Raw genomic sequence first — 12,243 nt, forward strand, 5'->3', positions numbered from 1 at the left:
TGCTATGCCCTACTTCTTCTTGGCTTCTTTACGACGGACGACTTCGTCCGCGTAACGTACACCCTTGCCTTTATAAGGCTCTGGCGGACGGAAACCGCGGATCTCAGCGGCCACCTGACCTACCAGCTGCTTATCAATACCCTTGATCAGGATATCGGTTTGGCTAGGAGTCTCAGCGGTGATGCCTTCCGGCAACTCGTAATCCACTGGGTGCGAGAAGCCAAGAGCCAGGTTCAGCACTGTGCCTTTTGCTTGCGCTTTGTAACCAACACCGACCAGCTGGAGCTTGCGCTCGAAGCCTTGGCTTACGCCTTGGACCATGTTGTTTACCAACGCACGAGTGGTACCAGCCATTGCGCGAGTTTGTTGATCGCCATTGCGAGCAGCGAAACGCAGCTCACCAGCTTCTTCAACAATCTCAACGGACGAATGGATGTTCAGTTCTAGAGTACCCTTGGCACCCTTCACCGAAAGCTGTTGGCCGGCGAATTTTACTTCGACACCAGCTGGCAGCTTAACGGGGTTCTTAGCGACGCGTGACATGCTTATCCCCCCTTAGAACACAGTGCAAAGAACTTCGCCGCCGACACCGGCAGCGCGCGCAGCACGATCCGTCATCACACCTTTGCTGGTGGAGACGATAGACACACCCAGACCGCCACGAACTTTCGGCAGATCTTCGGAGGACTTGTACTGACGCAGGCCTGGACGGCTAACGCGCTTAACTTCTTCGATAACCGAACGGCCTTCGAAGTACTTCAGCTCGATAGACAGCAGTGGTTTGATTTCGCTGCTGATCTGATAATCCGCGATGTAACCTTCGTCTTTGAGAACTTTGGCTACAGCTACCTTCAACGTGGAAGATGGCATGCTTACGACGGACTTTTCAGCCATCTGGGCATTACGGATTCGAGTTAGCATGTCCGCTAACGGGTCCTGCATACTCATGGGCTAGACGCTCCTGATACAAAAAGAATTAGCCTTGCGGCTACAACTGTCGCCGAGTACTCAATGCTTAAAAAGCACGGGCTCAGGCGAGCCGGTCATTCTAGACACACGGCAGAAATGAATCAAGCCCCAATAGGGGCTTGATTCATATTCAAGGTCACCGGCTGTCAGGATCTTGCAACCCTGACAGGGGTGACTTTGCCTGTACGCCTTACCAGCTGGCTTTAACCAGACCTGGAACGTCGCCACGCATTGCTGCTTCACGCAATTTGTTACGGCCAAGGCCGAACTTGCGGTAAACACCATGCGGACGGCCAGTCAGGCGGCAGCGGTTACGCATGCGCGCAGCGCTTGCGTCACGTGGCTGCTTCTGCAGAGCAACTTGAGCTTCCCAACGTGCTTCTGGACTTGCGTTCAGATCCACGATGATAGCTTTCAGTGCTGCACGCTTCTTGGCGAACTTGGCAACCGTGAGCTGACGTTTCAGCTCGCGGTTTTTCATGCTCATCTTAGCCATGGTCCTACTCCAATCAGTTGCGGAACGGGAATTTGAAAGCACGCAGCAAGGCGCGACCTTCATCATCCGTCCGTGCAGTGGTGGTCAGGGTAATGTCCAGACCGCGGAGAGCATCGATTTTGTCGTAGTCGATTTCCGGGAAGATGATCTGCTCTTTAACGCCCATGCTGTAGTTACCACGACCATCGAAGGACTTGGCATTCAGGCCGCGGAAGTCGCGTACCCGAGGCAGGGAGATCGACAGCAGACGATCCAGGAATTCGTACATACGCTCACGGCGCAGAGTAACCTTAACGCCGATCGGCCAGCCTTCGCGAACTTTAAAGCCTGCGATGGACTTGCGAGCGTAGGTCACTACACATTTTTGACCCGTGATTTTTTCCAAATCAGCTACAGCGTGCTCGATGATTTTCTTATCACCGATCGCTTCGCCCAAACCCATGTTCAGGGTGATTTTGGTAACGCGCGGAACTTCCATCACGTTCGAAAGCTTAAGTTCTTCCTTAAGTTTCGGAGCGATTTCCTTCCGGTAAATCTCTTTTAGTCGTGCCATGGTCTCATCTACCTAGCAGTGTTCAAGCATCAACCGCTTTTTGGGTCGACTTGAAGACACGAATTTTTTTGCCTTCTTCTACTTTGAAACCAACGCGATCTGCTTTGCTGGTTTCGCTGTTGAAGATGGCCACGTTAGAAGCGTCCAGTGGAGCTTCTTTCTCGACGATACCGCCTTGTACGCCCGACATCGGGTTAGGCTTGGTATGACGCTTAACCAGGTTCAGACCACCAATAACCAGACGGTTATTAGCGAGAACCTTAAGCACCTTACCGCGCTTACCTTTGTCTTTGCCGGCGATCACGATGATCTCGTCGTCACGACGAATCTTTTGCATGTCGGATCTCCTTACAGCACTTCTGGGGCGAGCGAGACGATCTTCATGAACTTCTCAGTACGAAGTTCACGGGTCACTGGCCCAAAGATACGGGTGCCGATCGGCTCTTGCTTGTTGTTCAGAAGAACAGCAGCGTTGCCATCAAAGCGGATAATGGAGCCATCAGCACGACGTACGCCGTGACGAGTGCGGACTACAACAGCAGTCATCACTTGGCCTTTTTTCACTTTACCGCGAGGAATTGCTTCCTTCACGGTAACTTTGATGATGTCACCGATACCAGCGTAACGACGATGGGAGCCACCCAGCACCTTGATGCACATAACGCGGCGTGCGCCGCTGTTATCGGCCACATCGAGCATGGATTGAGTCTGAATCATATAATTTCTCCGACCCCTAGTCCTTAGACTTCCACAGCGCGTTCGAGAACATCAACCAGAGCCCAAGACTTGGTCTTGGCCATCGGACGAGTTTCACGAATAGTGACTTTGTCGCCGATGTGGCACTGATTGGTTTCGTCGTGTGCGTGCAGCTTAGTCGAACGCTTAACGTATTTACCGTAGATCGGGTGCTTAACGCGACGCTCGATCAGTACGGTGATGGTTTTGTCCATCTTGTCGCTGACAACACGGCCAGTCAGCGTACGGACAGTCTTTTCGGCTTCAGCCATGATTACTTACCTGCCTGCTGTTTGAGCACAGTCTTCACGCGAGCGATGTCACGCTTAACTTGCGAGAGCAGATGCGACTGCCCCAACTGGCCAGTTGCTTTCTGCATACGCAGATTGAACTGGTCGCGCAGCAAGCCGAGCAGTTGCTCGTTCAGCTGCTGTGCGGATTTTTCACGAAGTTCATTCGCTTTCATCACATCACCGTCCGTTTAACAAAGGAGGTGGCGAGCGGCAGCTTTGCAGCAGCCAGGGCGAAAGCCTCACGCGCCAGCTCTTCAGTAACACCCTCGATTTCATACAGGACTTTGCCTGGCTGAATCTGGGCAACCCAATATTCCACGTTACCCTTACCTTTACCCATACGAACTTCTAGGGGCTTCTTGGAAATAGGCTTGTCCGGGAACACACGGATCCAGATCTTGCCGCCACGTTTAACGTGACGGGTCAGTGCACGACGCGCTGATTCGATCTGACGAGCGGTGAGACGACCACGAGCAACAGACTTCAGCGCGTATTCGCCGAAGCTGACTTTGCTACCGCGCAATGCCAAGCCACGGTTGTGGCCAGTCATTTGCTTGCGGAACTTCGTACGCTTAGGTTGTAACATTTGGCGTACCCCTTACTTAGCAGCTTTTTTACGAGGCGCTGGTGCTTGTGGCTTCAGTTCTTCTTGGCGACCACCAATTACTTCGCCTTTGAAGATCCAAACCTTTACACCGATCACACCGTAAGTGGTGTGAGCTTCGTAGTTGGCATAGTCGATGTCGGCACGCAGGGTGTGCAATGGCACACGACCTTCGCGATACCATTCAGTACGTGCGATTTCAGCACCGCCGAGACGACCGCTCACTTGGATTTTGATGCCTTTGGCACCAATGCGCATAGCGTTCTGTACAGCGCGCTTCATCGCGCGACGGAACATTACACGACGCTCCAGCTGCTGAGCTACGCTCTGCGCAACCAGCATACCGTCGAGTTCCGGCTTGCGGATCTCTTCGATATTGATGTGCACAGGCACACCCATTTGCTTGGTCAGGTCCTGACGCAGTTTCTCAACATCTTCACCTTTCTTCCCGATAACGATACCAGGACGAGCGGTGTGGATGGTGATACGTGCAGTTTGGGCCGGACGATGGATATCGATACGGCTTACGGACGCGCTTTTTAGTTTGTCTTGGAGGTATTCACGCACCTTCAGATCAGCGAACAAATAGTCCGCATAAGTCCGGCCGTCTGCGTACCAGACGGAGGTGTGCTCCTTGACGATTCCCAGGCGAATGCCAATGGGATGTACTTTCTGACCCATCTCTTCGACTCCGTTACTTGTCAGCAACCTTGACAGTGATATGGCAAGACCGCTTGACGATGCGATCAGCGCGGCCTTTGGCACGCGGCATGATGCGCTTCAGCGAACGCCCTTCGTTGACGAAAACGGTGGCGACTTTCAAGTCGTCAACGTCTGCGCCTTCGTTATGCTCGGCGTTGGCTACGGCCGACTCCAGCACTTTCTTGATGATCTCGGCGGCTTTCTTGTTGCTGAAAGCCAACAGGTTGAGCGCTTCGCCCACCTTCTTCCCGCGGATCTGGTCGGCGACCAAGCGGGCTTTCTGGGCGGAGATTCGAGCGCCCGACAACTTAGCGGCTACTTCCATCGTTCCTTACCCCTTAACGCTTGGCTTTCTTGTCTGCCACGTGCCCACGATAAGTGCGGGTACCGGCAAACTCGCCTAGTTTATGGCCAACCATGTCTTCGTTCACGAGAACTGGGACATGAAGACGACCGTTATGCACAGCGATGGTCAGACCGACCATTTGTGGCAGGATCATCGAACGACGCGACCAGGTTTTCACCGGTTTGCGATCGTTCTTTTCCGCCGCCACTTCGATCTTCTTCAGTAGGTGAAGATCAATAAAAGGACCTTTTTTCAGAGAACGTGGCACTGTCGTATCCCTCTATTTACTTGCGACGACGGACGATCATTTTGTCGGTACGCTTATTACCACGAGTCTTCGCGCCCTTAGTCGGGAAGCCCCATGGCGATACCGGATGACGACCACCAGAGGTACGACCTTCACCACCACCATGTGGGTGGTCAACCGGGTTCATGGCAACACCACGAACGGTTGGGCGAACGCCACGCCAGCGTTTGGCACCAGCTTTACCCAGCGAACGCAGGCTGTGCTCGGAGTTCGAGACTTCACCCAGGGTCGCACGGCATTCAGCCAGGACTTTACGCATTTCACCAGAGCGCAGACGCAGGGTCACATAGACACCATCACGAGCGACCAGCTGAGCCGAAGCACCAGCGGAACGTGCGATTTGCGCGCCTTTACCCGGCTTCAATTCGATGCCGTGTACGGTGCTACCAACTGGAATGCTGCGCAGTTGCAACTGGTTGCCCGGCTTGATCGGAGCCAAAGCACCCGAAATCAGCTGGTCGCCAGCGCTCACGCCTTTAGGGGCGATGATGTAACGGCGTTCGCCGTCTGCGTACAGCATCAGAGCGATGTGAGCAGTACGGTTTGGATCGTATTCGATACGCTCAACAGTGGCTGGAATGCCATCTTTGTCGTTGCGACGGAAGTCGACCATACGGTAATGCTGCTTATGACCACCACCGATGTGACGAGTGGTAATACGGCCATTGTTGTTACGACCACCAGTCTTCGATTTCTTCTCGAGCAGCGGTGCGTGAGGAGCGCCTTTATGCAGCTCCTGGTTGACCACCTTGACCACATGACGGCGGCCAGGGGAAGTCGGTTTGCATTTAACGATTGCCATGATGCACCCCTTCCTTACTCAGCACTGCTGCTGAAATCGAGATCTTGGCCTGGCTGAAGGGAGATTACTGCCTTCTTCCAGTCATTACGCTTGCCCACGCCGCGAGCGGTGCGCTTGCTCTTACCCAGAACATTCAGGGTAGTAACACGCTCAACTTTCACGCTGAACAGGCTTTCGACGGCCTTCTTGATTTCCAGCTTGGTTGCATCAGTAGCAACCTTGAAAACGAACTGGCCTTTCTTGTCTGCCAGAACCGTAGCCTTCTCGGAAACGTGCGGGCCAAGCAGAACTTTAAATACGCGTTCCTGGTTCATCCCAGCAGCTCCTCGAATTTCTTCACGGCCGACACGGTGATCAACACCTTGTCGTATGCGATCAGACTAACTGGATCGGAACCTTGCACGTCACGTACATCAACGTGTGGCAGGTTACGAGCAGCCAGGTACAGGTTCTGATCAACACCTTCAGACACGATCAGGACATCAGTCAGACCCATGCCATTCAGCTTGTTGAGCAGATCTTTGGTTTTCGGCGCTTCAACAGCGAAGTCCTGAACCACGACCAGACGATCAGTACGCACCAGCTCAGCAAGGATGGAACGCATTGCTGCGCGATACATCTTCTTGTTCAGCTTCTGGGAGTGATCCTGAGGACGAGCTGCGAAAGTGGTACCGCCGCCGCGCCAGATTGGGCTACGGATAGTACCGGCACGAGCACGGCCAGTACCTTTCTGACGCCAAGGGCGCTTACCGCCACCACGAACGTCGGAACGGGTCTTTTGCTGCTTGCTACCTTGACGGCCGCCGGCCATGTAGGCCACGACTGCTTGGTGAACCAGCGTCTCGTTGAACTCGCCGCCGAAAGTCAGTTCGGAAACTTCGATCGCTTGAGCGTCATTTACATTTAATTGCATGTCAGCTTCCCCTTAACCGCGAGCCTTGGCCGCTGGACGTACAACCAGGTTGCCGCCAGTAGCGCCAGGAACAGCACCCTTGACCAACAACAGATTGCGTTCAGCGTCGACGCGCACTACTTCCAGGGACTGCACGGTCACGCGCTCAGCGCCCATATGACCGGACATTTTTTTGCCCTTGAATACACGACCAGGAGTCTGGCACTGGCCAATAGAGCCCGGGACGCGGTGGGAAACGGAGTTACCGTGAGTGTTGTCTTGGCCACGGAAATTCCAACGCTTGATCGTACCCTGGAAGCCTTTACCTTTGGACTGACCGGTCACATCGACCATCTGACCAGCAGTGAAGATTTCAGCGTTGATCAGATCGCCTGCCTGGTACTCGCCTTCTTCAAGGCGGAATTCCATTACGGTACGACCGGCTGCAACGTTTGCTTTAGCGAAGTGACCCGCTTGAGCAGCAGTTACACGCGAAGCGCGACGCTCGCCGACAGTGACTTGCACTGCACGATAGCCATCGGTTTCTTCAGTTTTGAACTGGGTGACGCGATTCGGCTCGATCTCAATGACCGTGACCGGAATGGAGACACCTTCTTCGGTGAAAATACGGGTCATACCGCATTTACGACCGACTACACCAATAGTCATGTTGTAAACCTCATGAGTGTACGGGGCTTTCACCCGCTATGGCCGCCCATTTCAGAGCGTTACACGACTAAGACCCAAGTCTTAGCCGAGGCTGATCTGCACTTCCACACCGGCCGCAAGATCAAGCTTCATAAGTGCATCAACGGTTTTATCCGTTGGCTGGACGATGTCCAGTACGCGCTTATGAGTACGGATCTCGTACTGGTCACGCGCGTCTTTGTTGACGTGCGGGGAGACCAGAACGGTGAACCGCTCTTTACGGGTAGGCAGTGGAATTGGACCACGCACTTGAGCACCAGTACGTTTCGCGGTTTCCACGATTTCCTGGGTTGATTGGTCGATCAGGCGATGGTCAAAAGCCTTCAACCTGATACGGATTTGCTGATTTTGCATTGGATTTCAGACTCCAGATTGCTGTTCCCACCGAGCGCAATACGCCCGTTAAAAGGAGGCGCAATTCTATAGACGACCCCAGTAGGTGTCAACTCAATAAAAAAAGCCCCCGCTGAGCGGGGGCTTTTTTTAGGCAATCATCACTTACGCGATGATTTTGGCTACAACGCCAGCGCCAACGGTACGACCGCCTTCACGGATTGCGAAACGCAGACCGTCTTCCATTGCGATGGTTTTGATCAGGGTAACAACCATTTTGATGTTGTCGCCCGGCATTACCATCTCAACGCCTTCCGGCAGTTCGCAGTTACCAGTTACGTCAGTAGTACGGAAGTAGAACTGAGGACGGTAGCCTTTGAAGAACGGAGTGTGACGACCGCCTTCTTCTTTGCTCAACACGTACACTTCAGCTTCGAAGGTAGTGTGTGGCTTAACCGAGCCTGGCTTAACCAGAACCTGGCCACGCTCTACGTCGTCACGCTTGGTGCCGCGCAGCAGCACGCCGCAGTTCTCGCCCGCACGACCTTCGTCGAGCAGCTTACGGAACATTTCAACGCCGGTGCAGGTGGTGACAGTAGTGTCACGCAGACCAACGATTTCCAGCGGATCTTGAACGCGAACGATACCGCGCTCGATACGACCAGTTACAACAGTACCGCGACCGGAGATCGAGAATACGTCTTCGATTGGCATCAGGAACGGCTTGTCGATAACACGTACTGGATCTGGAATGTAGGTATCCAGAGTTTCAACCAGTTTACGAACGGCAGTGGTGCCCATTTCGTTGTCGTCTTTGCCTTCCAGCGCCATACGAGCCGAACCGATGATGATCGGAGTGTCGTCGCCTGGGAAGTCGTAAGTCGACAGCAGGTCACGAACTTCCATCTCAACCAGTTCCAGCAGCTCAGCGTCGTCTACCAGGTCAGCCTTGTTCAGGAAAACCACGATGTACGGAACGCCAACCTGACGGGACAGCAGGATGTGCTCACGGGTTTGTGGCATCGGACCATCAGCGGCCGAACAAACCAGGATAGCGCCGTCCATCTGAGCAGCACCGGTGATCATGTTCTTCACATAGTCAGCGTGACCTGGGCAGTCAACGTGAGCGTAGTGACGGATCAGCGAGTTGTATTCAACGTGCGCAGTGTTGATGGTGATACCGCGAGCTTTTTCTTCTGGCGCGCTGTCGATTTTATCGAAGTCAACGATGGCCGAACCGAAAATCTCGGAGCAAACACGGGTCAGAGCTGCAGTCAGCGTGGTTTTACCATGGTCAACGTGACCGATAGTGCCAACGTTGACGTGCGGTAGGGAACGATCAAATTTTTCTTTAGCCACGACAATTAACTCCTTGCCTAAAGGACTGAACTAAATCAGCCTTGTTTTTTAGTAACAGTTTCGACGATGTGCGCCGGAGCTGTATCGTATTTTTTGAATTCCATAGAGTAGCTTGCGCGACCCTGAGACATGGAACGAACGTCGGTCGCATAACCGAACATTTCACCCAACGGCACTTCAGCACGAATTACTTTGCCGGAGACCGTATCTTCCATACCCTGGATCATGCCGCGACGACGGTTCAAGTCGCCCATCACGTCACCCATATAGTCTTCAGGTGTAACAACCTCTACCGCCATGATCGGCTCAAGCAGCTCACCGCCACCTTTGGTAGCCAGTTGCTTGGTCGCCATGGAAGCAGCCACCTTAAACGCCATCTCGTTGGAGTCGACGTCGTGGTAAGAACCATCAAACACGGTAGCCTTCAGGCCGATCAGCGGATAGCCGGCAACAACACCGTTCTTCATCTGCTCTTCGATACCCTTCTGGATAGCCGGGATGTATTCCTTAGGAACCACACCACCTACCACTTCGTTCACGAACTGCAGACCTTCCTGACCTTCGTCAGCAGGTGCAAAACGAATCCAGCAGTGACCAAACTGGCCACGACCGCCGGACTGACGAACGAACTTGCCTTCGATCTCACAGTTCTTCGTGATGCGCTCACGATAGGAAACCTGAGGCTTACCGATGTTGGCTTCGACGTTGAACTCACGGCGCATCCGGTCAACCAGGATGTCCAAGTGCAGCTCGCCCATGCCAGAGATGATCGTTTGACCAGTCTCTTCATCAGTTTTAACGCGGAAAGATGGATCTTCCTGAGCAAGCTTGCCCAGTGCAACACCCATTTTTTCCTGGTCATCCTTGGTCTTAGGCTCTACGGCAACCGAAATAACCGGCTCCGGGAAGTCCATGCGTACCAGAATGATTGGCTTGTCAGCGTTGCACAAAGTCTCACCAGTGGTGACGTCCTTCATGCCGATCAAGGCCGCGATGTCACCAGCGCGTACTTCCTTGATTTCTTCACGGGCGTTTGCGTGCATTTGCACCATACGACCCACGCGCTCTTTTTTGCCTTTAACCGAGTTGATTACGCCGTCGCCGGAGTTCAACACGCCCGAGTAAACTCGAACGAAGGTCAAGGTACCCACGAATGGGTCGGTAGCGATCTTGAACGCCAGAGCCGAGAACGGCTCGCTGTCGTCTGCATGACGCTCCAGCTCGATAGTCTCGTCATCCGGGTCAGTACCCTTGATGGCAGGAATATCAGTAGGAGCAGGCAGGAAGTCGATAACGGCGTCGAGAACCAGGGGAACACCCTTGTTCTTGAAGGAAGAACCGCAAACAGCCAGAACGATCTCACCAGCGATAGTACGCTGACGCAGAGCCGCCTTGATTTCCGCGATGGTGAATTCTTCACCTTCGAGGTACTTGTTCATCAGCTCTTCATTGGCTTCGGCCGCAGCCTGAACCATGTTGTCGCGCCACTCGTCAGCAAGATCTTTCAGCTCAGCTGGAATTTCTTTGCGAACAGGAACCATACCTTTGTCAGCATCGTTCCAGTACACAGCTTCCATGTTGATCAGATCAATCTGACCCTGGAAGTTGTCTTCGGAACCGATAGCCAACTGGATTGGAACTGGAGTGTGGCCCAGACGCTTCTTGATCTGCTCAATAACGCGCAGGAAGTTGGCGCCAGCACGGTCCATCTTGTTTACGTAAACAAGACGTGGAACGCCGTATTTGTTGGCTTGACGCCATACGGTTTCCGACTGAGGCTCAACGCCCGAGGTACCACAGAACACAACAACCGCGCCGTCGAGTACGCGCAGGGAACGTTCAACTTCAATAGTGAAGTCAACGTGGCCCGGGGTATCGATTACGTTGAAGCGATGCTCATCCTTGTACTGCTTGGCAGAGCCCTTCCAGAAGGCGGTAATGGCAGCAGAAGTAATGGTAATACCACGCTCCTGCTCCTGAACCATCCAGTCTGTGGTCGCGGCGCCATCATGCACCTCGCCCATTTTGTGACTTTTGCCAGTGTAAAACAGTACGCGCTCGGTGGTGGTGGTTTTACCAGCATCCACGTGAGCGACGATACCGATGTTACGGTAGCGACTAATCGGAGTAGTACGAGCCATAAAGCCCTCGCAAAATTAGTGAAGCTGAAATTAGAAGCGGTAGTGCGAGAAAGCTTTGTTAGCTTCGGCCATACGGTGCACGTCTTCACGCTTCTTAACAGCAGCACCTTTACCTTCAGCAGCGTCCAACAGTTCGCCAGCCAAACGCAGAGCCATAGACTTCTCGCCGCGCTTGCGGGCGAAGTCTACCAACCAGCGCATTGCCAGGGCGTTACGACGGGACGGGCGAACTTCGACCGGAACCTGGTAAGTAGCACCGCCTACACGGCGCGACTTCACTTCGACCAGCGGAGCGATGGCGTCGAGAGCTTTCTCGAAGATTTCCAGGGGATCGCTGTTCTTGCGTTCTTTAACCTTTTCCAGCGCGCCATAAACGATACGCTCGGCAACGGCTTTCTTGCCGCTTTCCATTACGTGGTTCATGAACTTGGCCAGAATTTGGCTTCCGTATTTTGGATCGTCAAGCACATCGCGCTTGGCTGCTACGCGTCTTCTTGGCATGGATAAGCCCTCAAACGGTCTTCAGGTTAGCTCGGAACCATTACACCCAGTGGATGCACGTCCGACCTTACTCTTATCGACTCAGAAAAAAAGAAATCTGCATTATTTACCGGAAACCGAAGACTACTTCGGCTTCTTGGTACCGTACTTCGAACGACCTTGGTTACGACCTTTAACGCCGGAAGTATCCAAAGAGCCGCGAACGGTGTGGTAACGAACACCTGGCAAGTCTTTTACACGACCGCCACGAATCAGTACCACGCTGTGTTCTTGCAGGTTGTGACCTTCACCACCGATGTACGAGGAAACCTCGAAACCGTTGGTCAGGCGCACACGGCATACTTTACGCAGTGCCGAGTTAGGTTTTTTCGGCGTAGTTGTATACACACGGGTGCATACGCCACGACGTTGCGGGCAGTTTTGCAGCGCAGGTACGTCGGATTTCTCGACGATACGCTTACGCGGCTGACGTACCAGCTGGTTGATAGTTGCCATCTACTAG

Annotated in this window: 21 protein-coding genes; all 21 read right to left on the bottom strand. The window is 53.6% G+C overall.

The genetic code is table 11. The features are described from left to right. Positions 1-9: 9 nt before the first annotated feature. The 21 genes from rplF to rpsL all read right to left on the bottom strand — a co-directional run bounded on the left by rplF (position 10) and on the right by rpsL (position 12,236). Positions 10-543: a 50S ribosomal protein L6 gene (gene rplF, locus CJU81_RS19980; RefSeq protein ID WP_016779180.1), complete on the bottom strand. Its 534-nt coding sequence runs from the start codon at positions 541-543 to the stop codon at positions 10-12. A gap of 12 nt (positions 544-555) precedes the next feature. After that, complete coding sequence (gene rpsH / locus CJU81_RS19985) at positions 556-948, bottom strand: 30S ribosomal protein S8 (protein WP_003444366.1); 393 nt, start codon at positions 946-948, stop codon at positions 556-558. 211 nt (positions 949-1,159) lie between these two features. After that, the gene (rpsN, locus tag CJU81_RS19990; protein ID WP_003444367.1) at positions 1,160-1,465 is read right to left on the bottom strand and encodes a 30S ribosomal protein S14; all 306 of its coding nucleotides are present in this window, start codon (positions 1,463-1,465) and stop codon (positions 1,160-1,162) included. Positions 1,466-1,478: 13 nt separating this feature from the next. Then, a complete protein-coding gene (rplE, locus tag CJU81_RS19995) occupies positions 1,479-2,018 on the bottom strand; it encodes a 50S ribosomal protein L5 (protein WP_003444368.1) in 540 nt (179 codons plus the stop codon). A gap of 22 nt (positions 2,019-2,040) precedes the next feature. Beyond that, positions 2,041-2,355, bottom strand: coding sequence for a 50S ribosomal protein L24 (gene rplX / locus CJU81_RS20000; protein WP_016779179.1), 315 nt, complete (start codon positions 2,353-2,355; stop codon positions 2,041-2,043). 11 nt (positions 2,356-2,366) lie between these two features. After that, complete coding sequence (gene rplN, locus CJU81_RS20005; RefSeq protein ID WP_002555479.1) at positions 2,367-2,735, bottom strand: 50S ribosomal protein L14; 369 nt, start codon at positions 2,733-2,735, stop codon at positions 2,367-2,369. A gap of 23 nt (positions 2,736-2,758) precedes the next feature. Continuing rightward, positions 2,759-3,025: a 30S ribosomal protein S17 gene (gene rpsQ, locus CJU81_RS20010; protein ID WP_003194644.1), complete on the bottom strand. Its 267-nt coding sequence runs from the start codon at positions 3,023-3,025 to the stop codon at positions 2,759-2,761. A gap of 2 nt (positions 3,026-3,027) precedes the next feature. Next, the gene (rpmC, locus tag CJU81_RS20015; protein WP_003444371.1) at positions 3,028-3,219 is read right to left on the bottom strand and encodes a 50S ribosomal protein L29; all 192 of its coding nucleotides are present in this window, start codon (positions 3,217-3,219) and stop codon (positions 3,028-3,030) included. After that, positions 3,219-3,632 carry a 50S ribosomal protein L16 gene (gene rplP / locus CJU81_RS20020; RefSeq protein WP_016779178.1) on the bottom strand — a complete coding sequence of 138 codons (414 nt, stop codon included), beginning with the start codon at positions 3,630-3,632 and terminating at the stop codon, positions 3,219-3,221. The genes rpmC and rplP overlap by 1 nt, the downstream gene beginning before the upstream one ends. 12 nt (positions 3,633-3,644) lie before the next feature. Further along, on the bottom strand, positions 3,645-4,331 hold the full coding sequence (gene rpsC / locus CJU81_RS20025) for a 30S ribosomal protein S3 (RefSeq protein WP_003176422.1): 687 nt from the start codon (positions 4,329-4,331) through the stop codon (positions 3,645-3,647). Between the two features lie 13 nt (positions 4,332-4,344). Next, the gene (gene rplV, locus CJU81_RS20030) at positions 4,345-4,677 is read right to left on the bottom strand and encodes a 50S ribosomal protein L22 (RefSeq protein ID WP_003444373.1); all 333 of its coding nucleotides are present in this window, start codon (positions 4,675-4,677) and stop codon (positions 4,345-4,347) included. A 13-nt stretch (positions 4,678-4,690) separates the two neighbouring features. Further along, positions 4,691-4,966 carry a 30S ribosomal protein S19 gene (gene rpsS / locus CJU81_RS20035; protein WP_003232420.1) on the bottom strand — a complete coding sequence of 92 codons (276 nt, stop codon included), beginning with the start codon at positions 4,964-4,966 and terminating at the stop codon, positions 4,691-4,693. A 16-nt stretch (positions 4,967-4,982) separates the two neighbouring features. Beyond that, positions 4,983-5,807: a 50S ribosomal protein L2 gene (gene rplB, locus CJU81_RS20040; protein WP_095037963.1), complete on the bottom strand. Its 825-nt coding sequence runs from the start codon at positions 5,805-5,807 to the stop codon at positions 4,983-4,985. 14 nt (positions 5,808-5,821) lie between these two features. Continuing rightward, entirely contained in the window at positions 5,822-6,121 is a 300-nt protein-coding gene (rplW, locus tag CJU81_RS20045; RefSeq protein ID WP_003444375.1) for a 50S ribosomal protein L23, read from the bottom strand. Beyond that, entirely contained in the window at positions 6,118-6,720 is a 603-nt protein-coding gene (gene rplD, locus CJU81_RS20050) for a 50S ribosomal protein L4 (RefSeq protein WP_016779176.1), read from the bottom strand. Before rplD ends, rplW begins: the two co-directional genes overlap by 4 nt. Before the next feature lie 12 nt (positions 6,721-6,732). After that, on the bottom strand, positions 6,733-7,368 hold the full coding sequence (gene rplC, locus CJU81_RS20055; RefSeq protein ID WP_003444377.1) for a 50S ribosomal protein L3: 636 nt from the start codon (positions 7,366-7,368) through the stop codon (positions 6,733-6,735). Positions 7,369-7,449: 81 nt separating this feature from the next. Beyond that, positions 7,450-7,761 (bottom strand): 30S ribosomal protein S10, encoded by a 312-nt coding sequence (gene rpsJ / locus CJU81_RS20060; RefSeq protein WP_003186070.1) that lies wholly within the window; start codon positions 7,759-7,761, stop codon positions 7,450-7,452. Between the two features lie 144 nt (positions 7,762-7,905). Then, a complete protein-coding gene (gene tuf / locus CJU81_RS20065) occupies positions 7,906-9,099 on the bottom strand; it encodes an elongation factor Tu (RefSeq protein WP_003444379.1) in 1,194 nt (397 codons plus the stop codon). Positions 9,100-9,134: 35 nt separating this feature from the next. After that, a complete protein-coding gene (gene fusA / locus CJU81_RS20070; protein WP_095037964.1) occupies positions 9,135-11,240 on the bottom strand; it encodes an elongation factor G in 2,106 nt (701 codons plus the stop codon). Positions 11,241-11,270: 30 nt separating this feature from the next. Further along, a complete protein-coding gene (gene rpsG, locus CJU81_RS20075) occupies positions 11,271-11,741 on the bottom strand; it encodes a 30S ribosomal protein S7 (RefSeq protein ID WP_019824369.1) in 471 nt (156 codons plus the stop codon). 123 nt (positions 11,742-11,864) lie between these two features. Continuing rightward, entirely contained in the window at positions 11,865-12,236 is a 372-nt protein-coding gene (rpsL, locus tag CJU81_RS20080; RefSeq protein WP_002555494.1) for a 30S ribosomal protein S12, read from the bottom strand. Positions 12,237-12,243 lie beyond the last annotated feature (7 nt).

Origin of the sequence: Pseudomonas fragi (assembly GCF_002269505.1) — a bacterium.
GTDB lineage: Bacteria > Pseudomonadota > Gammaproteobacteria > Pseudomonadales > Pseudomonadaceae > Aquipseudomonas > Aquipseudomonas fragi_D.